The organism is Clostridium magnum DSM 2767, from assembly GCF_001623875.1.
In the GTDB taxonomy this organism is placed as follows: Bacteria; Bacillota; Clostridia; order Clostridiales; family Clostridiaceae; genus Clostridium_AM; species Clostridium_AM magnum.
The window spans coordinates 193,568-218,414 of record NZ_LWAE01000004.1 but is presented as its reverse complement, the minus strand read 5'-3'; the positions used below and the strand labels follow the sequence as shown (position 1 = coordinate 218,414).

Below are 24,847 nucleotides of genomic sequence, written 5' to 3'. Positions count from 1 at the left end.
TTGCTTAGCACTGGTAGTGTAATACCAGTGTTAAGCAAAAAGGTGGTGAGGTAGTTGAAGGGATTGGTTATATCTTCCAATAGCAGTGGCGGAGGAAAGACTACTGTAACTTTGGGAATTATGAAGGCTTTGATGAAAAAGGGATTCGATGTACAGGGATATAAGGTTGGGCCAGATTACATAGATCCTGCCTTTCACAGTTATATAACTGGTAAAGCTTCAAGAAATTTAGATTTGTTTCTTATGGGTGAAGAAGGAGTTAAAGCATCTTTTTCAAGAGGTATAGGTGACTTAGGTATAGTAGAAGGTGTAATGGGACTTTATGATGGTAAAGGTATAGACTCGGAATACTCTACTGCTCATGTAGCTAGAGTTTTAAACCTTCCAATACTATTAGTTATAACACCTAAGGCTCAAAGTGCTACATTATGTGCTGAACTTAATGGGTTATTAAATTTTGAAAAAGTTAATATATCTGGAGTTATATTTAATAATATAAGTGAAAAGTATTATAAATTACTAAAAGCTGCAGTTGAGAAAAATTGTAATATTAAGGTCTTCGGATATGTACCTAAGAATGAAAAGCTCTCTCTGAAGAGTAGACATTTAGGTTTAGTGCAAAGTAGCGAAGTTGATGATTTAAAGGAAAAAATAGATTTATGTAGTGATTTAATACTGGAGCATGTAGATGTGGAAACTCTTTTAGGTTATTTCAAAAAGACTGAAAATTATGATGATAAGTATCATTTGGAGAGTAGGGCAATAAGAATAGCAGTAGCGTACGATAAGGCTTTCAGTTTTTATTATAAAGAAAATCTAGAACTTTTAGAAGAGGCAGGCGAAGTTGTATATTTCAGCCCCTTAAAGGACAAAAAACTACCGGATAATATAGATTTTCTCTATATCGGCGGTGGATATCCTGAGGTTTTTATAGAAGAGCTTAGCAAAAATAAATCAATGCTTAATAGCATAAAAGAGAGCTTGGAAAAAGGCTTAAAATGCTACTCCGAATGTGGCGGTCTAATGTATCTTACTGAAGCTATAGAAAGTATAGATGGAGAAAAAAATTTTAGCACTGTAGGTTTTTTTAAAGGAACTACTCATATGACAAAGACTCTTCAAAACTTTGGGTATGCTAGGATTAAGGTAGAAAAGAAGAATAATGTTTTGTCAACGGGTATGGAAATAAACTGTCATGAGTTTCATAAATCTTACGTTAGTTTAGAGGATGAAAAAGTTTATCTTCTTACAAAAGAAATGTATGATGGGGAATTAAAAAAATGGAATTGTGGGTATGTAAAAAATAATGTATTAGGAGCTTATGGACATGTTCATTTCTTCGGCAATATAGATATATTAAAGAACTTGTTGAATTTAGATGTTTAAACTAAGGTCCTGAGCTGTTACATGTATTGATATGAGCATCACTTCGACACTATTAACAACTTTAAATTTTCTTAAGTACCTTGCCAAGAGCTAATTTAAAATTGTTAAATGTGCTATCTGGGATACTTATATCAATACATGTAACTACTAAGATATTAGATTACAAACACCTATCTAAATAATACTATGAGATTATATAATATATTGGATGTAAGAAAAAAGGGGGAAAAACATGGGATTATTAGAAGAAACACTGATTAGCATAAAGCCAGCTAATAAAGAAGTAGTAGAAAAAGCATGGAATATAATAGATGGTCTTACAAAACCAATAGGAAGCTTGGGAGAATTAGAAGAAATAGCTGCAAAAATATCAGGAGTTACAGGAAAAACATATAACAAAATAAATAAAAAAAGTGTAGTTATTATGTGCTCAGATAACGGAGTTTGTGAAGAAGGAGTAAGTAATAACCCTCAGGAAACTACAGCTATAGTTACTAATAATTTTACAAAAGGTATAACTGGTGTATGTGTTTTATCTCAGTTCGCCAATTCAGATGTTACTGTAGTAGACGTAGGCATAAAAAGTGATATTAATAATCCTAAAGTAATCAATAAGAAAGTTGAATATGGAACAAAAAATATTGCTAAGGAAGCAGCAATGACTAGGATACAGGCTATACAAGCTATTGAAGCAGGTATAGAAGTTGTGGACAACTTGGTTAAAGATGGATATGACTTGCTAGGTACAGGTGAGATGGGAGTTGGTAATACAACTACTAGTGCAGCAGTACTAAGTGCTTTATCAGATTTTCCAGTTGATGTTGTAGTAGGAAAAGGTTCAGGCCTTACAGAAGAACAATATGTAAATAAAAAAATGGTGGTACAGAGAGCCATTGATATAAATAAACCAGACAAAAATGATCCTATAGATGTTTTATCTAAAGTTGGAGGATTTGATATAGCTGGAATCTGTGGTTGCTTTTTAGGAGCTGCAAAGAATAGAACTCCTATAGTAATAGATGGGTTCATATCTTCAGCAGCAGCAGTATGTGCTTGTAGATTAAACCCTAAGGTTAAAGATTTTTTATTTCCCTCACATCTTTCAGCAGAGCCAGGCGCTGAGTATATGATGAAGGAGTTAGGTTTAAGCCCAATGCTTAATCTAAGAATGAGATTAGGGGAAGGTTCAGGATGCCCTTTAGCATTCAATATTATTGAAGCAGCACTGCATGCTATGAATAATATGGCCACCTATGAAGAGGCAGCACTAAATAGAAGCGCTTATGTAGATATTAGAGAGAAAAAAAATTAAGTTCATCCGATAACTAACTGCCACTAATCCCCCTGCTTTTTCAAGCGGAGACATAAGTGGCACTAAGTTCCTGGATTCGTTCAACTAAGAATCATATGGAGTTGAAACACCATATGATTCAAGTTTCACTTCATATAGATAATAAGCTAAAGTTAAGGAATGGAGAAGGATATATTATGGATTATATAAAAGTTCCTATGGACATAGAAAAAAGAAGTTTTGAAATAATCGGAGAAGAAATGGGCGACCATAATTTTTCTGATAGGGAACTTCAAATAATAAAGAGAGTAATACATACTACAGCGGATTTTCAATTAAAGGATTTGACATATATTAGAGAGGGATCAATAGACAGTGCCCTTGAATTATTCAAAAAAGGTGTAACTATATATACAGATACTAATATGGCTGCATCAGGCATCAGCAAAGCCACACTAAAAAAATTAAATTGTAAAGTAGAGTGCTATGTGGGAAGGGAAGATATTGCGGAGATTGCTAAGGAAAGAGGAATCACTCGTTCCATGGCTGCGGTAGAAAAGGCAGTAGAAGAAGGCGTAGAATTTTTTGTGTTTGGTAATGCGCCAACAGCCTTATTTAAGCTTAAGGAGTTTACAATAGCAGGAAAAGCAAATCCTAAGTTTATAATAGGTGCACCTGTAGGATTTGTAGGGGCAGCTGAATCAAAAGAAGAAATAGAAAAGTTAGATATTCCTATGATAACTATAAGAGGAAGAAAAGGTGGAAGTAATATAGCAGCAGCTATAGTTAATGCACTTATGTACATGATAATTAGATAAGTGTCCTCGAAAGTTAATTTCGCGCCAGGTATATATAATCAACTCTTTCATACATTTAACTGCCATCAAGTACTCTAAAGATTATAAATTCAGAAAGCCTAAGAACTTATGTTAACTCGCTTGATGCTCAAACAAACAAAAGTTCTAAGTCTTTCTTAATTTATAATCTAAGAGTACTAAGAAGTCAGTTAAATGTATTTTCAGAGTTGATTATATATACCTTCACAAAAATAACTTTCAAACTTATTTGTCTAAATAAATGTAAGAAAAATGAAGCTAGCTGAAGATTTTGTTGAAAGAAGCAAAAATTACGAACCACTCATGAGAAGGTGATATTATGTTAGATATGTACGTGAATTGTGATGGAAAAAGGCTAAGGTGTGGTTATACCACTGGTTCTTGTGCAACTGGAGCGGCGAAGGCGGCGACTCGGATGCTTTACTTTGGAGAGGAACTGAAAGAGATAAAAATAGACACTCCGAAGGGAATAGAGCTTTTACTCCCTATAGAAAAGATAAACCGGGGAGAAAACTATGTTGAGTGTTGTGTGGTGAAGGATGGTGGAGACGATCCTGATGCTACTCATGGTTTGGAAATATGGGCAAGAGCAGAAAAAAGAAATGATGGGTATACTTTAAAAGGTGGAAAAGGTGTTGGTGTAGTTCATAGTGATGGTCTTTATGTAAAAAAGGGTGAACCAGCTATAAATCCAGTTCCACGAAAGATGATAGAAAAAGAAGTAAAAGAAGTACTTCCTAAGGATAAAGGAATAGAAATAACTATATTTGTACCTAGAGGGGAAGAAATAGCAAAGAAAACCTTCAATCCAAGACTTAATATACTAGGTGGAATATCCATACTTGGAACTACAGGTATAGTAATGCCTATGTCTGAAGAAGCTCTTATGCAATCTGTGGAACTTGAAATGAATCAAAAGGTTGCACAGGGACAAAAGAATTTAATACTTTTGTTTGGTAATATGGGAGAAGATATGGCAAATAAGCTTGGGCTTGACAAAGATAAGATGGTTATAATGTCTAACTATGTTGGGTTTGCTTTGAACTGCTGTATGGGTAGAGACATAAAGAAGATTGTTATGGTTGGTCACATAGGTAAGCTATGCAAGATTGCTTCAGGATGCTTTAATACTCACAGTAGAGTTTGTGATGTGAGATTAGAAACTCTAGCATTAGAACTTGCTCTAATGGGAAAAGATAAAGAGTTAGTTGAAAAAGTTTATAATGAAGAAACTACTGAGGGGGCTGTAAGACTTCTTGGAGATGGATATGAGGAACTGTATAAGAATATAGGGATTAAGGTTAAAAAGAAACTAGAACAGTATACATATGATACCATTGAAGCGGATGTCATTATGTATTCTATGGATAGAGGAATATTGTATAACAGTGTAGAATAAAAGGAATAGAGGTTTTATTATGAGTAGCAAGGTATATGTGGTAGGCATAGGTCCTGGGAATAGGGATTATATAATACCTAAGGCTGTAGATATCATGAAAAAATCTGATTTAATTGTTGGGTTTGAAAGAGCTATTGAAAGCTTGGATTTCATTGAAGGAAATAAAATTGTTGTGAAAAAGCTTTCAGAAATAATAAGTTTGGTTAATTCAGATAAATATGAAAATATATCAATAGCAGCTTCAGGAGATCCTCTTTTTTATGGTGTGACTGATTATTTAAAAAAGAATTACTCCGAAAATATTGAAGTAATACCTGGGCTTAGTTCTTTTCAATATATGATGGGAAGGTTAGGCAAGAGCTGGCAGGGCAGTTTCCTAGGAAGTCTTCATGGAAGAGAGGAAAGTTTCCACCAAATAGTAGAAACAAGTCCTCTTTCAATATGGCTTACAGATACTAAGCATTCCCCTTCCTACATGTGTAATGTATTAGAACAAAAGGGTATTAAAGCAAAGATTTATGTAGGGGAGAATCTTTCTTATGATGATGAAAAAATCACTATAGGAACTATAGAAGAAATGAAGAATATGGAATTTGGTAATTTATGTGTAGTGGTAGTAGAAAACTTAAGTAAGATTACTATGTAATTATATTTCATCTCAGGAGGAGAATCTATTTATGATTTATATAAAAGACGAAGAATTTATTCGGGGCGATTGTCCTATGACTAAAGAAGAAGTAAGAATTCTAAGTACTGCAAAGATGCAGTTAAAAGAGGACTATAAAGTTTTGGATATTGGAGCGGGCACAGGATCCGTAAGTATACAAGTAGCTAAAATCTGTACTAAGGGTGAGGTAGTGGCTGTAGAAAAGGATGAGGAAGCATTAAAAGCTATAAAAAATAACATCGAAAAATTTGATGTTTCCAATCTAACCGTCATATCCGGTGAAGCTTTAGAGGTGGAAGAAAAAATAGATATGCTATTCGATTCCATATTCATTGGAGGAAGCGGTGGAAATATAGAAGACATAATTAAACGTTGTCATTTAAAACTAAAGAGTGGATGTAATATGGTTTTGAATTTTATTACACTAGATAATCTATATAAATCTATGAGTACTTTAAAAGCTTTAAATTACGACATTGAGTGTATACAGGTTTCTATAAATAAAACTAGAGGAAAAAGCTATATGATGTCTGCAAATAATAGTATATTTATTTTAACAGGAACAAAGCCAGAAAATTAATAACATAAAGGTAGAAGGGCGGGAACAGATATGGAAAGTAACACTAAAAAACTAGGAACTTTATACGGCATAGGTGTTGGACCAGGAGATGAGGAACTACTAACCCTTAAGGCTGTAAATACTATTAAAAAATGTCCAGTTATAATAGCACCATCTGCAAAGGATGGAGGAAGCAGTATAGCTTTAGATACAGCTAGAAACTTTATAAGTGAAGAACAAGAAGTTATAATAAAACATTTTCCTATGGGTGGAGAAGAGCAGGAAGAAAAAATATATCAAGCCTTTAAATTTATAGAGGAAAAGCTTCATGAAGGGAAAGATATAGCATTCTTAACAATAGGTGATCCTTTTGTTTACAGTACTTATATATATCTATTAAGGTATATAAAAGAACAAGGATACAATACTGAAACAGTACCTGGGATTACTTCTTTCTGTGCAGCAGCTAGTCTTGCAGGAGAGATGATAGTTATAGGAGATGAAAGGGTTACAATTTTTCCAGCAAATCAAGTAGATAAAATAACAGATGAGAAATTTGTAGTAATAATGAAAGTATATAGATTGGAAGAGCAGGTTCTAAATACTCTTGAGGAAAAAGGATTTAGATATGTATTTGTAAAGAGAGCCTATAGAGAAGGACAGCAGGTACTTAGAGATAGAGAAGAAATATTACAGAATAGAGACTATATGTCACTTATTTTAGCGCAAAGAGATTAAGGTGTTTTCAAAAACAACTAGTCGCTAGTATATTTCAGATGACTAAACTGATTAAGAAGGAGAGACTTAAGATGGAGAATAAATTGTATTTTATAGGAGCAGGTCCAGGAGACCCAGATTTAATAACAGTAAAGGGAAGAAGAATTTTATCAGAGGCAGATGTAATAATATATGCTGGTTCATTAGTTAGCAATGAACATTTTAAGTATTGTAAGGAGAATGTAGAAGTATATAATTCTGCTTCAATGACTTTAGAAGAAGTTATTGATGTTATAGCAAAGTCTCATAAAGAAAATAAGAAGACAGTAAGACTTCATACTGGAGACCCGGCTATATATGGAGCTATAAAGGAGCAGATGGATGAACTTGAAAAATTAGATATACCTTATGAAGTTATACCTGGTGTAAGTTCATTTACAGCAGCGGCGGCTGCTATACAGAAGGAATTTACTCTTCCTAATGTAAGCCAAACAATCATACTTACAAGAGTAGAAGGTAGAACTCCTGTACCAGAAAAAGAAAATTTAGAAAGACTGGCTAGCATAGGGGCTTCTATGGCTTTATTCCTATCTGTAAACATGATAGATAAAGTTGTTGAAAAATTGAAAAAGGGATATGGAAGAAATGTGCCAGTAGCAGTAATTCAAAGGGCAACCTGGGGAGATCAAAAATGTGTTATTGGAACACTAGATGATATTGCAGAAAAAGTAAAAGAGGAAAATATAACAAAGACAGCTCAGATACTTGTAGGAGATTTTATAAACTGTGAGTATGATAAGAGTCTTTTATACGATGGAAGCTTCACTCATATGTTTAGACAAGGTAAAGATGAAAATAGCAGTAATTAGTGTTACAAAATCTGGAGATGTTATTTCTGGAAAACTAAAACATAAATTAGATATAAATTTGTACTCTAAAACAACTATAAAAGATTTTAGTATTAAACAAATTGCTAAAAAGGTAATGGAAGAGTATGAAGCAGTAATATTTATAAGTTCTACAGGAATAGCAGTTCGTGCTATAGCAGAGCATATAAAATCGAAAGACAAAGATCCAGCAGTATTAGTTATAGATAGCTGTGGGAATTTTGTAATAAGTCTTTTGAGTGGACATTTAGGTGGTGCTAATGAGCTTGCACTAACAATTGCTCAAATGATAAATAGTACACCTGTAATTACTACAGCTACTGATAATATGGGAATAACAGCTCCAGACATGATTGCAAAAAATAACGGGTTATTAATAGATAATCTTAAGGATGCTAAAAATATAGCTGCTTTATTAGTAGATGGGAAAAAAGTGGGTTTTATTGATGATAAATCTAATATATCTATTCCTAAGGGATATACTAATAATTTAGAAGAGTCAGAGGGAATAGTTTATGTTACTAATAAATTATATAACCATATAAGTAACTGCAATCAGAATAATTTATATAATAAAAATAAAGAAATATTTACTCTAAAGTTAGTAAGAAAGGATATAGTATTGGGCATTGGGTGTAGAAAAGACTTTAATTCTGATGACATGAGGCAAACTGTACAAAGTTTATTAAAGGATAGAAATATAGATAAGAGATCTGTAAAATTCATTGGTACAGTGGAAGTAAAAAAAGATGAGCAGGCCATATTAAAACTTGCAGAATATTTGGGCTGTGAGCTTAAAATATTTTCTATTGAGGAGATAAATAAGGTACATAACAAATACGAAGGAAGTAATTTTGTTGAAAAAACTATAGGTGTGAGGGCAGTCTGTGAGCCATGTGTAGAGTTAACAGGAGCAAAACTAATTACTGAAAAAATTAAGGCTAATGGTATGACTGTATGTATAGGAGAGTTGGATATATAGTAAAACAAAAATATAAAATTGCAGAAAAGGAAGTGTTAAAGTGGGTAAATTATACGTTGTTGGAATCGGTCCAGGAGGACTTGATTATATGACTTTAAAAGCAGTAAAAGCCATTGAAGAAAGTGAAGTTATAGTAGGATATACTAAATACATAGAATTCATTAATCCATTAATTAAGGATAAAGCTGTAGTTTCTACAGGTATGCGTGGAGAGGTAGAAAGATGTAAACAGGCATTAGAGCTTGCTAAAGATAAAGTAGTTTCAATAGTAAGTACTGGAGATGCTGGAATCTACGGTATGGCAGGACTTATTTTAGAAATGAGAGAAGATGAGGAGGTAGAAGTAATTCCGGGAGTAACAGCATCCTCAGCGGCAGCTTCAATAGTAGGAGCACCTCTAATGCATGATAATTGTAATATAAGTTTAAGTGACCTTATGACACCATATGATTTAATAAAGAAGAGAGTAAGCTTAGCCGCAGAAGGAGACTTTATTATTTCTCTTTATAATCCTAAAAGCCATGGAAGACCTCTTTACCTTAAAGAGTGTATGGATATAATAAGAAATCATAGACAGGGAAACACTCCTGTAGCTGTAGTTAAAAATGCTCTAAGAGATGGTGAGAAAAGTACAATATTTACACTAGAAACATTTGATGATAGTGAAGTTGATATGTTTTCTATAGTAATAATAGGAAATAGTAAAAGTTATATAAAGGATGGACAATTTATAACTCCTAGAGGATATCAAGTATAATACAAGATCAGAGGTGAAATAAATGAGTGAAGTAAAAAAAGGTATATTAGTAGTAAGTTTTGGAACAAGTTTTTTTGACACATTTAAGGCTTGTATTGAAAGCACAGAGAACAGAATAAAGGAGTGTTTTCCAGAATATGAAGTAAGAAGAGCATTTACTTCGTACATGATACTTAATAAATTAAAGAAAGAACATAACATTCATATAGACAGAACTGAAGAAGCTTTAGAGAAAATGAAACAGGATGGTTTTACTGAGGTTTATGTTCAGCCGCTTCATATCATGCCTGGAGATGAATATGATAAGATAATAAATGGAGTGAACCAATATAAAGAATGCTTTGATAAATTAGTCTTGGGAAGACCTATATTATACAGAGAGAAAGATTATACAATAGCAGTAGAAGCGTTAAAAACTCAGCTTCCACAAATGGATGAAAGGCAAGCAGTAGTGCTAATGGGACATGGATCAACTCATCCAGCTAATGCTTGTTATGCACTACTTCAGTCTATACTAAATGATAATGGGCTGGATAACGTTTATGTGGCAACTGTAGAAGGTTATCCAATGTTAGAAAATATAATTCCTAAATTAAAAGAAAAAAATATAAGAGAAGTTACTTTAATGCCATATATGTTAGTAGCAGGGGATCATGCAACAAATGATATGGCTAGTGATGAAGAAGATTCATGGAAAAGTCAGCTTGAAAATGAAGATATTAAGACCAACATCTATCTTCATGGATTAGGTGAAAATAAAGCTTATCAAGATATATATGTACAGCATTTGAGAGATTGTATTGACGGAAATCCTTTAATGATAGACTAAGATTGGAGATTTCTAATTATGATAGGATTAATTCTTGGAACTTCTGAGGGGAGAAAAATTCTCTCCCTTTTAAACAATCATACAGAAGATATATTTGTTTCTACTGCTACAGAATATGGTGGTGAAATTTTAAAGGATTATAAGTATGCAAATCTAAATACAAAACCACTTGCTTTTGATCAACTAGTAGATACTCTTAGAGAACAGGGAGTAAATAAGCTAGTAGATGCATCTCATCCATATGCAATAGAAATTTCAAAGAATGCTATGAAAGCCTGTGAAATTCTTAGCATAGAGTATATTAGATATGAAAGACCTTCTACTGTAGATAAATTTAGGAATGAAAAATATATCATAGAGGTAAAGGATTATGATGAACTTTATAATAAACTGAAAGATATAGATGGAAATATACTAAATACTACTGGCAGTAGAAATTTGGACAAAATACTAGGGATGAAGCTGAAGAATAGAATAATTCACAGAGTTTTGCCCTCTGTGAAGGTTATGCAGGAATGTATTGATAAAGGTGTTGATATTGAGGACATAATTGCAATAAAAGGCCCTATAAGTTATGAATTTAATTGTGCTTTCATTAAAGAGTATAAAGCTAAAGCTATCATTCTTAAAGACAGTGGAACTGCAGGGGGGACAGAAGAAAAACTTAAGGTCTGTGTAGATAACTGCATATATGCAATTGTAGTTGGAAGAAAATCAGTGGAATATAAAAAAGTCTTTTATAATATAGAAAATTTAGTTGAGTACCTGGTACAAAGCTAAAAGTGTAAAAATTTAGTGCCACTAGTACTTTTGCTAAAGAAGGACTGGTGGCAATTAACTAAGGGCATCTTTGACTTGTTATTTCTTTTCAGATGCCTAAGATAAGAGAATCAGTATGTAGAGGGTGTAGCTTATGGAGTTTACAGTAAATTACCCTGGAAGCTTCGGAGAAGTGCTGCAGGGTAGAATAAATAGCAAAGATCTTTTACTATCTTGTCCAGTAAATGTTTATACTACCGTTAAGGTCTTTGAAAGTAATAATGCTGAGAAAAAATTTAATAATCAAAAATCAGCTGCTTTCCTAAAGAATGTTTTAAAGCTTTGGGACTATGAAGCACACTATAAAGATTTTGATATTGAAATAAATTCTCAAATACCTTATGGCAAAGGCTTAGCAAGTAGTACAGCAGATTTATGTGGAGTATATTATTGTTTACTGAAACTTTTTAACAAAGTATTTAATGAAGAAGAATTAGTAGAACAGTGTATAAAAATAGAGCCCACAGATAGTATTATTTTTAAAAAAATGACGCTGTTTGATTATAAGAAGGGTTTATATAAGAAAACTATGGGGGATTACCTGAATTATAACATACTTGCATTTGAGGGAAATAGGGTTGTAGACACAGTGGAATTTAATAATAAAAATTTACCCTCTCTAAGTGATGTTGATGATTTACTTCCAATCTTAGAAGAAGCTATAAAAGAGAAAAATTTAGAAAAGCTTGCTTATGTATCTACTGAAAGTATTGTAAGAAATCAAAAGAGACTTCAGTATGAATTTTTACAAGAAGTAATAAATATAAAAAATAAGACAGCTGGATTAGGAATAATAGGTGCTCACAGTGGGAACGTTTTGGGAATTATATATGAAGACTCAGCTTCCCTTGATTATGCATTAAAGCTGGGAGAAAAGCTGGATATGTGTAAGATGTATCCTGTGAAAACTTTAAGTAAAATGGACATATAGCTTATTATATTGAAGCAAGATCTTAATTCAGATGGGGATTCTTTTACCCCATCTGAATTTTAGAACTGCGAATGCATGGCTTACTTGGCGTTGAACTCCCAGTTAAGCAGAGAACCAAAATCTACGATTTTGTGTGAATCGGTCAAGCAGACATCCCAAATCTATGATTTGGTGATGGTCGCTTACTCTGTGAGTACTCCTCTGACGCTAGGAAGAGGAGTTTCATATGAAGTGGGAGACTTACGCCAAGTTAGTCAGGTAAAAATCTTTTAGAAAGAAGGAATTATCATGGAAAAAGGGTATATTCAGATTTATACTGGTAATGGAAAAGGGAAAACTACTTGTGCTTTAGGGTTATCACTTAGGGCGGTTTGTGCAGGAAAAAAAGTTTTTTTTGGACAATTTACTAAAGGGATGGAGTATAGTGAATTAAATGCACCTAAGTATTTGACTACCTTTACATTAGAGCAGTTTGGAAGAAATGCTTTCATATTTGGAAATCCAATTAAGGAAGATATAGAATTGGCTAAAAAGGGATTGAAAAGAGCAGAAGAAGTTTTAACCTCTGGAGAATATGATGTTGTAGTTCTAGATGAAATAAATATTGCTATACATTATAAGCTTTTTTCTGTTGAAGAGGTTATTAAAATGTTAGATAAAAAAGCAGAGCATGTAGAAGTAATTCTTACTGGAAGATATGCAGATGAAAAACTTGTACAAAAAGCAGATTTAGTTACAGAAATGAAAGAGATTAAACATTACTATACTCAAGGTGTTCCAGCAAGAAAGGGTATAGAAGATTAAATCAATGGGAGATTCTGCTGAAAGATTAGGTCAGTTAATTTATGGTGTTCCAACAATTTATATATTCTTAAAAACATAATTAAAAAATACACAAAAAATTATAGTTAATATAGCTTAGAACATCCTTTCTTGATTAAGAAAGGGTGTTTTATATTATGGCTAAAATATAACTTATCAATATGTGATAAAATAGAGAGAGGTTTATAATCAAACGTTAGATAAATAAACAAAACGTGACTATATCGTGTTGGAAAAAATAATTTTCAATATTATAATTTATTTATGAAGTGTTATGGGATTTTTGGTTCAGAAATAACGATTGCTTTTATAAAAAATAAGCTGAATTCTATGATTCAGCTTATATGAAAGATGCTAAATTTATAATAAGTTATTCAGTTGCTAACATAACAGAAGTTGATTTAATAATAGCAGTAACTTCTGAACCAACTGCAATTTCTAGCTCTTTAACAGCACTTACAGAGATAGTAGCAGAAACTTTATTACCACCAGCGATTTCTACTATAACTATATTATTAACAGCACCTTCTTTAATTTCAATAACTTTTCCAGTTAGTTGATTTCTTGCGCTAATTTTTAGATTGGAGCTAGCTAACATAACAGAAGTTGACTTAATAACAGCAGTGGCTGTTCTACCAACTACAATTTCAAGGTCTTTAACAGCGTTTAAAGAGATAGTAGATGAAACTTTATTACCACCAGCAATTTCTAATATAACTATAGCATTAACTGCACCCTCTTTAACTTCGATAATTTTTCCGATAAATTGATTTCTTGCACTAATTTTCATAATAATACTCCTTAAATAATATTTTTTTACAATTAATTCATAAATAGTATATCACATGGTGTGATTTTTGACAATGTGTTAATAAAAGCACTTATTTATTGACAAAATGACATTTTTGATAATTAGTGTGTAATTTTATATATAGAAGCTAGTGTGATAATTTATATTTTATTTTTATAGCCTAATATTTATAATTAAATTTTGAAAAATCAAAATTTCATGTCGTATTCCAGCTATTTGTCCTATCTATTGTAAATTTACAATAGATAGGATTTCTCTTAATGGAGACTTTATTTTTTATGTTATCAATAATTGTTAAAATATAAAAAGTAATGATATAATATAATAAGTATAATTTAGTGTTGTTGCTACATTTTTATAGCAAAAGGAGGAAAAATGATCGAAGAAAATTCAGTATTAACACCAGAAGAAGTTGCAGATATATTAAAAATTGCTAAAAATACGGTTTATGAACTCATTAAAAGAGGAGAATTAAACGCATATAAAGTTGGTAAAAAATTTAGGATAGATTTAAAAGATATAGAAGAATATAAAAACAGTAGTAAAAGGAAGAAATCTTCAACATCAGAAAGTCGTCTAAATCAAAATCTTAGTAGTGCTATTTCTAATGCTAATATATTAAAAAGCGAAACAATTTCAGGTAGTGGATTGGTTATTTGTGGTCAAGATTCAGTATTGGATATATTATCCCGTTACCTTGAAGTGCATCCGAAAGGCGTGAGAGCCCTTCGTTCTTACGTAGGAAGCTATAATGGACTGTATGAATTATATAATGGAACAGCTCAAATAGCCACAGCTCATTTATGGGATGGAGATTCTGGAGAATATAATATCCCATATGTTAGGAGAATGGTGCCTGGAGTTCCAACAATAATTGTTCATATAGCATGCAGAATGTTGGGATTCTATGTAGCAAAGGGAAATCCCAAGAAAATTTTATCCTGGGAAGATCTAAAGCGAGATGATATAACAATTGTAAATAGAGAAAAGGGAAGCGGCACAAGAATACTGCTTGATGAACATTTAAGAAAAATTGGAGTCTTAGGAACGCAGATAAATGGATATGAAAGAGAATGCATTTCACATCTAGCTGCAGCTAGTACTGTAGCTAGAGGGGGAGCTGATTTAGGAATTGGTAATGAGATGGCAAGTCTATCTGTAAAAGATGTGGATTTTATTCCTATTCAAAAGGAACGATTTGAGCTTGTAATGAAAAAAGAGGATATGCTCAAAGGTCCATTTCAAGCTATACTTGAAATATTACAATCAGATGGATTTAAATCAGAGCTTAAGGGGATAGGAGGCTATGACCTTGAGGAAACTGGAAAAATAGTAGCGGAGATTTAGAAAAATAACATAATTAAAAATTAGGTAGGGGATAAGGTGCACTCATTTCCTACCTGATTTAAGTTTAATTGTATTTATTAGATTTACTTTTTTAATAATATAATTTTTACTCAGCTAAAAATAGTTGCTCTGGAGAAAGGTGTATATTTAAAGGTTCCTTTAAATCTTTTACTTCTAGCCATTGTTCCCTTGAAATTTCCCAGTGCAAGTTAACAGATTGAAAATATTTTTCTCCTTCAAGTCCTTTTAAGTAAACTGTAACTCCGAAAGGTCCTTCAATTACATAACTAACAACACATTTAAAGGTATTAATGAAATCTTCATTAGGTACAATGGAAATATAATGAGCACGAATCCCTATATAGGAAGTTTCGTTATTTATTTTTTTGCTTACATTAAGAGTACATCCCCAGTCTAATGCCTCGACTATATCTGGTCCTATTAACCTAGTTTTAGATATATTTTTACAGCCTGTAAGTTGAGCAGATGTAAGGTTTGGTGGATTGTCAAATATATCCTTCTTAAAGCCGTAAGCAGTTACCGTCCCTTTTGATATCACGGCTAAGTTATCACATATTCGATATACTTCATCCATATTATGAGATACAAATATTGTAGCGCCCTTATAATCTACAAGAGTGTCTATTAGCTGTCTTTGTACTTGAGATCTAAGATAATTGTCTAAGGCCGAAAAAGGTTCATCTAGCAATAGTATTTCTGGTTTTACAGCTAATGCTCTAGCAAAAGCTGCTCTCTGCTGCTGTCCTCCTGAAAGCTGGTGAGGAAATCTATCCTCAAGTCCATTTAGCTGCATCATATTTATTTTTTCTTCTACTACTCTTTTTTTTTCCTCTTTGCTTAAAGAAGTTAAAGCAAAACTAATATTTTCTGCTATTGTCATATGAGGAAAAAGAGCATAGTTTTGAAATAAAAATCCTACTTTTCTCTTATGAATTGGAAGATTTATACCATTTTCTGAATCATAAAAAATCCTATCGTTTAAAATGATTTTTCCCCGTGTAGGAGTATCTATACCAGCAATGCATCTAAGAGTCATGCTTTTTCCAGAACCTGAGGCACCTAATAATCCCAAAGTACCTTGGTCAATACTAAATTTAACTTTTAAATTAAAATCCGGTAAAGTTTTTTCAATATCAACGTAAAGTCTCATCTGATGTCCTCCTAGTTCCTGACAAAAGTTTTCCCTGATGATCAGTCCAATAATTCATTAAGAACATTACTGTTGCGGAAATGATTACAATTAAAATTACCCATATAAGTGCTTTATCCATTTCTCCACCTTCTGCGGTAAAATAAATGGCTACAGGAATTGTTTGGGTCTTACCAGGTATATTTCCAGCTACCATAAGGGTTGCACCAAACTCTCCAAGGGCTCTAGCAAAAGAAAGTACTGTAGCAGCAGCTATACCGGGCCAAGCTAAAGGCAAAGTAATCTTCCAAAACACTCGCCATTCCGATACTCCAAGAGTTCTTGCTGCATTTACAATATTTCTATCTATCTGTTCAAGGGCAGCACGAGAAGTTTTATACATAAGAGGGAATGAAACCACAACAGCGGCAATAACAGTAGCAGACCAAGAAAATATTATACTAGTATCAAGTTTTAAAAGAATTTTACCCAAAGGTCCATTCATTCCAAATATCAAAAGTAAAAAGAATCCTACCACTGTAGGTGGAAGTACAAGAGGCAAAGTAAATATAGTATCAAGTATGCCTTTTAGCTTACCCTTATAATTTGACATCCATTGTGCTACTGCAAGACCAATAAAAAATGTTATAGCTGTAGCAGTAAGTGATGTTTTTAAAGAAATCCACATAGGAGATAAATCTAGTACCATATTATTTGCCTCCTTCATCATTAGTTTAAATATATTATTTTCTATTTAGTAACTTTAAATCCGTATTTTTCAAATACAGCTTTTCCTTTATCACTAGCTATAAAGTTAAGAAAATCTTTTGCTGCATCTACATTCTTACTATTTTTAATAACAGCTACTGGATATAGAACAGGCTTATGAGTATTTGCTGGTGCAGTAGCTACTATTTTAACTTTATCTGATACTTTTGCATCTGTTTCATAAACAATACCTGCATCTACATTTTTTGTTTCTACCCAAGTTAACACTTCTTTTACATCCTTTGCTAAAACAGCTTTAGGCTGAACTTTGTCCATTATTTTCAAAGAGTTTAAAACATCTTGAGAGTATTGTCCAACTGGTACGCTTTTAGGTTCTCCTAATGCTACCTTTTTAACTTTATCACCTGCTAAATCTGCAAAATCTTTAATTTCTGAAGAATCTTTAGGTGCTATTAATACAACATTATTTTCTAAAAGATTTTTTACTGTATCATCTACTAGGAGATTTTTCTGCTTCAACGCATCCATTTGTTTTGTTGCAGCTGACATAAATATATCTGCTGGAGCCCCTTGTTCTATTTGTTGTTGCAATGTTCCTGAAGCTCCAAAATTGTATGTAATTTTGACATTAGGTTTTTCTGTAGCATAAAGTTTTTGAAGTTCCTGCATAGAATCTTTTAAACTGGCTGCTGCGGATATAGTTAATGTTATATTTTTATCATCTTTAGTTTGAGTTGTAGAATTACTTCCTTGCTGATTTTGAGATTGATTAGTGTTTCCACAGGCAACTGACATAATTATAATAGATAAAATAAAAGGAATAAATAATAGTTTTTTAACAATTTTCATTTTACTACCCCCATCAATAAAGTTTATCATTTTACATGATTTTATATAGTGATACATAATATTAGTGATATAACAGTAATAATTATATTTAATATTATTATTACTAATATGATCAATACCGTTATATTTAGTATTATTATGTTTTATTACGTTTAATTATAGTTAAATATTAGTGTTAATTCAAGTGGTTTTATTTAATATTATGAAAGTTTATACATGGTTAAAATAGGTGTTTGGGTTTTTGGTAATATACCAGTTGGTTTTGGACGAAAAGGCCTGATGGAATTATTTTAATTTTCTGTTATTTGATAAATTAGAATTCATGAGTTTTTATATATTAAATAAAGAAAAGCTATGATTTGTTAATGAATATAAGCTAATGGACTTGCAATTGGATTAATATTTGGATTAATCCAATCACAAGTCCTTTGACACATATTCAAAGCTGTAATAAAATTTATATAGTACATAATAGTTCTAATAAGCAGAGCTAATCAGATGTTGTTGTATATAAGATATTTTGTTGATAAGAAGGATTTTGAGGAGGCATATGAATATATGTTTATTAAAAAAGAAAAAGTATTAAGATTATTAACAGTTATAATAGGTAGTTTGATATATTCTATTGGAGTTAACTTATTTATTGTACCTCATAAGCTTCTTAGTGGCGGAGTAGCTGGTGTAGCAATAATTTTTCAATATCTAACAGGAATACAGTCTGGTTACTTTGTAATTCTTATTAATATTCCTATATTTTTAATAGGGATTAAAGCCATTGATAAAGAATTTGGAGTTTTCAGTTTTATAGGAATGACAGCTATGTCACTATCATTGATATTTACAAGAAATCTTTATAATCTATACTATATACCAGATTCATTAATTGCTTCATTATGTGGAGGATTACTAACAGGTTTAGGTGCAGGAATAATATTTAAAAGTAGAGCATCACAGGGTGGCACAGATATTATAGCTGTAGTAGTTAAAAAGAAGTATGGTATATCTATAGGAAGAATAGCCTTTATGATCAATGTAGTAATAGTTGCAATGGGAATGTTTATGGGAAGTTTAGAAGTAGCTGTTTATACTTTAATTGCAATGTATATGAATGCTACGATAGTTGATAAGTTTATACAAGGGTTTGACAAGGAAAAAGTAGTCTTTATAGTAACTGGAGAATGTGATAAAGTAAAACAAGCTATACTAGAAAGCTTAGGCAGAGGAGTAACCTATCTTTATGGTGAGGGTGCTTATACAGGAGATAGAAAGAAAGTTATTTATTGTATATTAAGTCCTAGAGAGCTGGAAAGAGCGAAAAACTTAATAGAGAATATAGATTGTACAGCAGTAGTGTCAGTTATGGATACAACTGAAGTGCGAGGAAAAGGATTTAGGGCAGCAGCATTTTAAAAAATTCCTTAGTTATATTAATTGTATAGCTAAGGTTTTTTTTATTTACTCAAATATATAAAATCTAATCCAATGTATAACTCCTAAATAGTTTTATCTAATTCAGGTTTTAATTCATAAAACTTACTAATATAGGAACAAACCTTACATTGAATTAGGTATATACATAGGTTAAACTGTCACTATCGTAGGGATTATTTGAAGCAAGATCTTAATTCAGATGGGTATTCTTTTACCCCATCTGAATTTTAGAGCTGCGAATGCATGGCTTACTTGGCGTTGAACTCCCACTTAAGCAGAGAACCAAAATCTATGATTTTATGTGAATCGCTTACTCCTCTGATGGTAGGAAGAGGAGTTTCATATAAAGTGGGAGACTTACGCCAAGTTAGTCAGGTTAAATATTTATAGGAGGGCAATGAGGTGAATAGACGAAAAAGTATTACCTTATTCTTGTCAACTCTTGCAATAAGTATGTGCTGTTTAACTAGCAAAGCTTATGCAGCTTCGCCTATGTTATCATATATTTCGAGACAAGAAGCACAGGATAGAGCATATAAAATGACAGATGCTCTATGGCGCTATGTAAAAAGCTTAAATGGAAATGTTCAAAGTGATATAAAACTACCAGATCAGTTAAAAAATGAGACGAATTCACAGCAAATTGGAATTCCCTATGCATGGGGTGGGTCAGATGGAATTGACACCAGATCAACAAGTCAATGGAGTAACTTTTTTGATGCTATAAATAAAGGTGCCATGGCGGGTAATATTAATTATACTGGCGGATACAAGGCAGGAACAGCAGGAATAGATTGTTCGGGCTTTGTCCAAAGTGTTTTGAAAATTCCTGGAGAAAAACAATCTACTGGAACTCTAGGTAAATATTTAACACCTATATCTATTTATGATTTAAAAAATATGGACGTGCTTCTATATAGTTCATCACATGTAGCGTTCTTCCAATCCTGGGTTTACGATGATTATGGTAATATAATAGGAGCTAATACTATAGAAGCTACTGCCGGAAATTATGATGGAACTGGGCAAAAGGTTAAGGAGTACTATAGATCAAAAGAAGAGATAATGAGCGACTATATCCCTGGAAGGTTTAATGGCATAGGCAGTGACTTTATAGAGAATAATTCGGCTCAACCAACTATAGAAAGTCCATTATATAGACAATCTATAAATAAGAATGATGGTAAGTTATATATTAAGTGGGGGTTTAACGATACTATAAGTGGGGGATATCAAACAGCCTATAGAATCAGGGTTTATAGTGGAGATATAAATCAAAGTAATAATGTATCAGGAAAACTTATTACTCAAATTTCTGAAAATACATCAGCTAATGAAAAAATAATAGCTTTTAATAATATGTCTGGAGGAAATTATTATTTTATTTTAGAAACTAGAAACAGTAGAGGCTACTGGAGTAGTCCTATAGCAACTCCATTTAAAGTGGTAGCGGATATAAACAGTGTACCATCAAAGATTGAAGAAGTTGTAAGATTTGGTGGACAAGATAGATATGAAACTTCTAAATTAATAGCAGAAAATAATTTTGGGAGCAATTTGGATAATGTAATCATAGCTAGCGGTAGTGATTTCCCAGATGGGTTAGTGGGAGTTACCTTAGCCAAGAAGCTTAATGCTCCACTATTACTTTTGGATAAGAGTGTGGAAAGCGAAGGAAGTACAGTTGTATTACAATATATCTTAAATAAGCTTAATAAGAATGGAAATATATATATTCTTGGCGGAGAAGGAGCAGTTAGCCAGTTTTATGTAGACTATTTTATAAAGAGTGGATATTTAAAAAATAATATCATAAGAATTGGTGGAACAAATAGAAATGAAACTAGTGTTAAAATTGCAGAAAATCTAAATTTGTCACAAGGAACTCCTATCGTAATATCTAATGATTCAGCTTTTGCTGATGCTTTAAGTATTTCACCTAAAGCTGGATATAGCCAATGGCCGGTTTTATTGACGTCTTCAAGTAAATTAAGCGAGGATGTAGAAAGTTATATTATAAATATGAAACCATCTGTAGTATATATTGTAGGTGGTAGTGCTGCAGTATCTGAAAGTGTTAAAAATAGAATTAAAGAAATCACAGGATATGATGATAAGAGTATTATAAGATTGGGTGGAAAAGATAGATACGAAACAGTAGAAAAGATCAATAGCCATTTTTATGAAAATAATTTGGACAAGGTATATGTTGCTTCTGGCGAGAATTTTCCAGATTCATTAAGTGGAAGCGTTGTGGCAGCAATACGAGGTAAGCCGTTAGTTCTAGTATCTGAATCTTCTTATATAAGTGGAGCTAGATCAATAAATGATGTTACAGGAAGCAATAAAGTTACCATTAATGTATTTGGTGGAGATAAAATAATAACTAATTATCTCATATCAAAAATCAACAATATATCTTTAAAATTGCAATAAATATAAAAAAATGTTGAAAAAATTTTTTTTAATATTTACCCTAAATTTAGGGATAGTTTCTAATTGAGAGTATCCCTAAATTGGTTTAAGTTTATTTAGGCTTTCGATTAAATAAATTGAAGATATAACTTTAAAATAGTTTTAATGGAATCATGTCTAATACAATCATAAAGTATTATTTATATTATTACATAAACTATAAATGGATAATGAACTTTAAAATTAAATAAAAAAGGAGGAAAATTATGAAAAAAATTTTAGCCTCTCTTTTATTAATTAGTTCTATAATGTGTTGCAATAACTTTGAGTCTGATAACCACCAGAAAGCAAAGCATAGATATGGAGAAAAAATTTTAGTATTTATCCGGTAACTATTTTCTGATTATATAGTGTAAAGATGATTTGTAATTAATTGTTTATAATAAAAATGACCCTTTGGTTAGTAAATTATATATTATTATCAACTAAAGGGTTATTTTTATACCATCTTTCTCGTTCATTTAAAGATTTTTTTGCTTAATAATACTATAAGTAACACTGCAACTGAGGTTAGTGCAATTGTTCCTCCTGGAGCGCTGTTTATAAAGTAGGATAGAAATAAACCAACAATTATATCAATAAATCCAAATATAATAGAAAGTATTAGAGTTGCTTTAAAGCTTCTTCTTAATTGAAGCGCTGCTGCTACTGGCATTGCTATCATTGATGATATAACTAGGATGCCCATAATTCTTATGGAAACGGAGATAGTAGCACCTACAAGCAGAGCAAAAAGGTAATTTATAAGTCTAACTTTTATGCCTGCGATTTTAGCACCATTTTCATCAAAGGTAATATAAAGCAGCTGATTATAAAGTAGAGAAAGTGTTATAACTGATATAATGCTCAATACAAATACGGTATAAAGTTCATTTTTAGATACTGTTAATATACTGCCAAATAAATAAGAATTTACATTGGCATTAGTTCTGCCAGTACTTATCAATGTAATAGCTATACCTATAGCAAGAGTCATAACAATTACAAGAATAAGTTCTGCATATTTTTTATAGTAATCCCTTAAGAGTTCAATTAAAAGTCCACAAACTGATGTAAATAGAAAGGCACATATTATTGGGTTATAACCAAGAATCAGTCCAAGAGAAACTCCAGCAAGAGATGCGTGAGACAAAGCATCTCCCATCATAGAATATCTTTTAAGTACAAGAAACACTCCTACAGCAGGGCACAAAATTGAAATAAATATTCCTGCGATAATTGCATTTTGAATAAAACTATATTGTAACATTAAGTATCCTCCAAAATAAGTTTTTAATTATTATAACATTTCTTTGTATTCATCTATTGGATACAAAGTTGCAGACCCATTCTCCATTAGGCAGATATGGGTTGAATTATCCAATGCCGCTTTTAAATTATGCTCTACAGCTAAAACAGTAATCCCTAGATGTAGATTTAGATGTTTAATTATACTATATATTTCTTGTTGACTTTGTATATCTATGCCTGTAGAAGGCTCATCTAATATGAGTAGTTTTGGATTTCCCATCAAGGCACGAGCAATAAATATCTTTTGCTGTTGTCCTCCAGACATATCGCCTATAAGAGTATTTTTAAAATTTTCCATACCCACAGCTTCAAGGCTATTGAGAATAGATCTTGAGTTTTTTAGCTTTAGTACTTTCATATGACATTTTAACATTTCTGAAACTGTTATTGGAAATTGTGAGTTGAAATTCTCAACTCTTTGAGGTACATAGCCAATTTTTTCAGTATCTAGAGTTATTATTCCACTTAAAGGTTTAAGTAAATTTAATATAAGCTTGACAAGAGTAGTTTTAGCACTTCCGTTTTCGCCAAGGATAGATACGTAACTTCTTTCCATAATGTTTAAGTTTATCTTATCTAGTATATAAGGTGTATTGCCAGTATATGAGAAAATTAAATTTCTAATTTGAATCATAAAAAAATTTTCCTCCAAATATATATAATTTTAGAAAAATTGTAAATAATAACAGATAAATTATATTATTAACATTTATTTAAAGCAATAGTCACTGCTAATTATGATTGACAAAAAAGGATTATAGTACTATTATATATCTAAATGCGAATGATTTGCAATAACCTATTGGTGATAATTTTAAGGAGGATTAAAATATTATGTTTAGAAAAGTAATTTTATCATTAATATCTATAATTTTATTAATGACTTTAGTAGCTTGTGGAGATAAAAATGTTGGTGTTTCTGTAAATGAAAATAATAGTTCGGATAATAACGGAAAAATAAAAGTGGTGGCAAGTTTTAATGCTATGACTCAATTTATAAAAGCAGTTGGTAAAGATAAGGTTGATGTTCAAACAATGATACCAAGTGGAACAGAACCTCATGATTTTGAGCCAAAGCCTAAAGATTTAGAAAATATAAGCAAGGCACAAATTTTTGTATATAATGGTCTTGGCATGGAGAATTGGGTAGATAAAACTATAAAAGCTGCAGATAATAAGAATTTGATAGTAGTTGAAGCTTCTAGAGGAGGTAATCCTATAAAGAACAGCGATGAGGATGCTGTGAAGGAGCATGGTCAGTATGACCCTCACATGTGGATAAGTTTAAGTGGTGCAAAAATAGAAGCTAAAAATATAAAGGATGCTTTAGTTAAAGTAGACCCTTCTAATAAAGATTATTATGAAAAAAACTATAATGAATTTGCATCTAAATTAGACGTAATTTTAAATGATTATAAAACAAAGTTTGATCAAACTTCCAGCAAAAATTTTATAACTGGCCATGCTGCTTTTGCATACTTCTGTAGAGATTTTGGCTTACAACAAAACAGTGTTGAAAATGTATTTGCAGAGGGTGAACCAACTGCTAAAAGATTGGAAGAGCTTGTAGACTACTGTAAAAAAAATGATGTGAAAACTGTTTTTATGGAAGAAATGGCAAGTCCTAAAGTTTCTGAAACTTTAGCTAAAGAGGTGGATGCAAAGGTTGAAAAAATATATACTGCAGAAAGTGAAGAAGACGGAAAAGATTACATAGAAAGTATGAAAGAAAATTTAGATAAGGTGTACGAAAGTTTGAAATAGAACATGTCAAAAGGTTGAATCTAAACTCAATGAGTAGGATTCAGCCTTTTTATTTTATTTGATGACTATCTGCTCTAACACTTTCATATAGCTTAAGTTGTACTTTATAATTTAAAAAA

General features: G+C 31.7%; 24 protein-coding genes. 18 read left to right on the top strand and 6 right to left on the bottom strand.

What is annotated here, in order from left to right:
- The first annotated feature begins 54 nt into the window (after nucleotides 1–54).
- The 14 genes from CLMAG_RS17800 (at nucleotide 55) to CLMAG_RS17735 (ending at nucleotide 12,864) form a co-directional block, all read left to right on the top strand.
- Nucleotides 55–1,386: a cobyrinic acid a,c-diamide synthase CobB gene (locus tag CLMAG_RS17800; RefSeq protein WP_066625665.1), complete on the top strand. Its 1,332-nt coding sequence runs from the start codon at nucleotides 55–57 to the stop codon at nucleotides 1,384–1,386.
- Between the two features lie 232 nt (nucleotides 1,387–1,618).
- The gene (gene cobT, locus CLMAG_RS17795; protein ID WP_066625661.1) at nucleotides 1,619–2,698 is read left to right on the top strand and encodes a nicotinate-nucleotide--dimethylbenzimidazole phosphoribosyltransferase; all 1,080 of its coding nucleotides are present in this window, start codon (nucleotides 1,619–1,621) and stop codon (nucleotides 2,696–2,698) included.
- A gap of 173 nt (nucleotides 2,699–2,871) precedes the next feature.
- Nucleotides 2,872–3,495 (top strand): precorrin-8X methylmutase, encoded by a 624-nt coding sequence (locus CLMAG_RS17790; RefSeq protein ID WP_175562186.1) that lies wholly within the window; start codon nucleotides 2,872–2,874, stop codon nucleotides 3,493–3,495.
- A 337-nt stretch (nucleotides 3,496–3,832) separates the two neighbouring features.
- Nucleotides 3,833–4,912: a cobalt-precorrin-5B (C(1))-methyltransferase CbiD gene (cbiD, locus tag CLMAG_RS17785; protein WP_066625658.1), complete on the top strand. Its 1,080-nt coding sequence runs from the start codon at nucleotides 3,833–3,835 to the stop codon at nucleotides 4,910–4,912.
- A gap of 19 nt (nucleotides 4,913–4,931) precedes the next feature.
- Nucleotides 4,932–5,558 carry a precorrin-6y C5,15-methyltransferase (decarboxylating) subunit CbiE gene (cbiE, locus tag CLMAG_RS17780; protein ID WP_066625655.1) on the top strand — a complete coding sequence of 209 codons (627 nt, stop codon included), beginning with the start codon at nucleotides 4,932–4,934 and terminating at the stop codon, nucleotides 5,556–5,558.
- Between the two features lie 31 nt (nucleotides 5,559–5,589).
- On the top strand, nucleotides 5,590–6,159 hold the full coding sequence (gene cbiT, locus CLMAG_RS17775) for a precorrin-6Y C5,15-methyltransferase (decarboxylating) subunit CbiT (RefSeq protein ID WP_066625652.1): 570 nt from the start codon (nucleotides 5,590–5,592) through the stop codon (nucleotides 6,157–6,159).
- A gap of 30 nt (nucleotides 6,160–6,189) precedes the next feature.
- Nucleotides 6,190–6,876 (top strand): cobalt-factor II C(20)-methyltransferase, encoded by a 687-nt coding sequence (locus tag CLMAG_RS17770; protein WP_066625648.1) that lies wholly within the window; start codon nucleotides 6,190–6,192, stop codon nucleotides 6,874–6,876.
- Between the two features lie 71 nt (nucleotides 6,877–6,947).
- Entirely contained in the window at nucleotides 6,948–7,724 is a 777-nt protein-coding gene (cobM, locus tag CLMAG_RS17765) for a precorrin-4 C(11)-methyltransferase (RefSeq protein ID WP_066625646.1), read from the top strand.
- The gene (gene cbiG / locus CLMAG_RS17760; RefSeq protein ID WP_066626272.1) at nucleotides 7,705–8,724 is read left to right on the top strand and encodes a cobalt-precorrin 5A hydrolase; all 1,020 of its coding nucleotides are present in this window, start codon (nucleotides 7,705–7,707) and stop codon (nucleotides 8,722–8,724) included. The genes cobM and cbiG overlap by 20 nt, the downstream gene beginning before the upstream one ends.
- Nucleotides 8,725–8,764: 40 nt before the next feature.
- The gene (gene cobJ / locus CLMAG_RS17755) at nucleotides 8,765–9,481 is read left to right on the top strand and encodes a precorrin-3B C(17)-methyltransferase (RefSeq protein WP_066625643.1); all 717 of its coding nucleotides are present in this window, start codon (nucleotides 8,765–8,767) and stop codon (nucleotides 9,479–9,481) included.
- Nucleotides 9,482–9,503: 22 nt separating this feature from the next.
- Nucleotides 9,504–10,310 (top strand): sirohydrochlorin cobaltochelatase, encoded by an 807-nt coding sequence (locus CLMAG_RS17750; protein WP_066625641.1) that lies wholly within the window; start codon nucleotides 9,504–9,506, stop codon nucleotides 10,308–10,310.
- Between the two features lie 18 nt (nucleotides 10,311–10,328).
- The gene (locus tag CLMAG_RS17745) at nucleotides 10,329–11,090 is read left to right on the top strand and encodes a cobalt-precorrin-6A reductase (RefSeq protein ID WP_066625639.1); all 762 of its coding nucleotides are present in this window, start codon (nucleotides 10,329–10,331) and stop codon (nucleotides 11,088–11,090) included.
- 133 nt (nucleotides 11,091–11,223) lie between these two features.
- Nucleotides 11,224–12,060: a GHMP family kinase ATP-binding protein gene (locus CLMAG_RS17740; protein ID WP_066625630.1), complete on the top strand. Its 837-nt coding sequence runs from the start codon at nucleotides 11,224–11,226 to the stop codon at nucleotides 12,058–12,060.
- Between the two features lie 288 nt (nucleotides 12,061–12,348).
- On the top strand, nucleotides 12,349–12,864 hold the full coding sequence (locus CLMAG_RS17735) for a cob(I)yrinic acid a,c-diamide adenosyltransferase (RefSeq protein WP_066625627.1): 516 nt from the start codon (nucleotides 12,349–12,351) through the stop codon (nucleotides 12,862–12,864).
- Nucleotides 12,865–13,252: 388 nt separating this feature from the next.
- On the opposite strand, the gene CLMAG_RS17730 is transcribed toward CLMAG_RS17735, so the two are convergent.
- Complete coding sequence (locus CLMAG_RS17730; protein WP_066625625.1) at nucleotides 13,253–13,672, bottom strand: TOBE domain-containing protein; 420 nt, start codon at nucleotides 13,670–13,672, stop codon at nucleotides 13,253–13,255.
- 399 nt (nucleotides 13,673–14,071) lie between these two features.
- Between CLMAG_RS17730 and CLMAG_RS17725 the strand changes: the two genes are divergently transcribed.
- Nucleotides 14,072–15,040 carry a substrate-binding domain-containing protein gene (locus CLMAG_RS17725; protein WP_066626268.1) on the top strand — a complete coding sequence of 323 codons (969 nt, stop codon included), beginning with the start codon at nucleotides 14,072–14,074 and terminating at the stop codon, nucleotides 15,038–15,040.
- Between the two features lie 106 nt (nucleotides 15,041–15,146).
- Here CLMAG_RS17725 and CLMAG_RS17720 read toward each other — a convergent pair whose 3' ends face one another.
- The 3 genes from CLMAG_RS17720 to modA are packed head-to-tail and all read right to left on the bottom strand — an operon-like array spanning nucleotide 15,147 to nucleotide 17,768.
- Nucleotides 15,147–16,211: a sulfate/molybdate ABC transporter ATP-binding protein gene (locus CLMAG_RS17720; protein WP_066625622.1), complete on the bottom strand. Its 1,065-nt coding sequence runs from the start codon at nucleotides 16,209–16,211 to the stop codon at nucleotides 15,147–15,149.
- The gene (gene modB / locus CLMAG_RS17715) at nucleotides 16,195–16,899 is read right to left on the bottom strand and encodes a molybdate ABC transporter permease subunit (RefSeq protein WP_066625618.1); all 705 of its coding nucleotides are present in this window, start codon (nucleotides 16,897–16,899) and stop codon (nucleotides 16,195–16,197) included. The genes CLMAG_RS17720 and modB overlap by 17 nt, the downstream gene beginning before the upstream one ends.
- A 41-nt stretch (nucleotides 16,900–16,940) precedes the next feature.
- Nucleotides 16,941–17,768 (bottom strand): molybdate ABC transporter substrate-binding protein, encoded by an 828-nt coding sequence (gene modA, locus CLMAG_RS17710; RefSeq protein WP_066625615.1) that lies wholly within the window; start codon nucleotides 17,766–17,768, stop codon nucleotides 16,941–16,943.
- 558 nt (nucleotides 17,769–18,326) lie between these two features.
- Here modA and CLMAG_RS17705 point away from each other — a divergent pair.
- Together CLMAG_RS17705 and CLMAG_RS17700 are read left to right on the top strand one after the other, a co-directional pair.
- Nucleotides 18,327–19,178: a YitT family protein gene (locus CLMAG_RS17705; protein ID WP_066625612.1), complete on the top strand. Its 852-nt coding sequence runs from the start codon at nucleotides 18,327–18,329 to the stop codon at nucleotides 19,176–19,178.
- A gap of 423 nt (nucleotides 19,179–19,601) precedes the next feature.
- Complete coding sequence (locus CLMAG_RS17700) at nucleotides 19,602–21,635, top strand: cell wall-binding repeat-containing protein (protein ID WP_139264194.1); 2,034 nt, start codon at nucleotides 19,602–19,604, stop codon at nucleotides 21,633–21,635.
- 496 nt (nucleotides 21,636–22,131) lie between these two features.
- On the opposite strand, the gene CLMAG_RS17695 is transcribed toward CLMAG_RS17700, so the two are convergent.
- On the bottom strand, nucleotides 22,132–22,923 hold the full coding sequence (locus CLMAG_RS17695) for a metal ABC transporter permease (protein WP_066625609.1): 792 nt from the start codon (nucleotides 22,921–22,923) through the stop codon (nucleotides 22,132–22,134).
- Between the two features lie 30 nt (nucleotides 22,924–22,953).
- Nucleotides 22,954–23,598 (bottom strand): metal ABC transporter ATP-binding protein, encoded by a 645-nt coding sequence (locus CLMAG_RS17690; RefSeq protein WP_066625606.1) that lies wholly within the window; start codon nucleotides 23,596–23,598, stop codon nucleotides 22,954–22,956.
- Between the two features lie 200 nt (nucleotides 23,599–23,798).
- Here CLMAG_RS17690 and CLMAG_RS17685 point away from each other — a divergent pair, with 200 nt between their 5' ends.
- On the top strand, nucleotides 23,799–24,728 hold the full coding sequence (locus tag CLMAG_RS17685; RefSeq protein ID WP_066625603.1) for a metal ABC transporter substrate-binding protein: 930 nt from the start codon (nucleotides 23,799–23,801) through the stop codon (nucleotides 24,726–24,728).
- Nucleotides 24,729–24,847 lie beyond the last annotated feature (119 nt).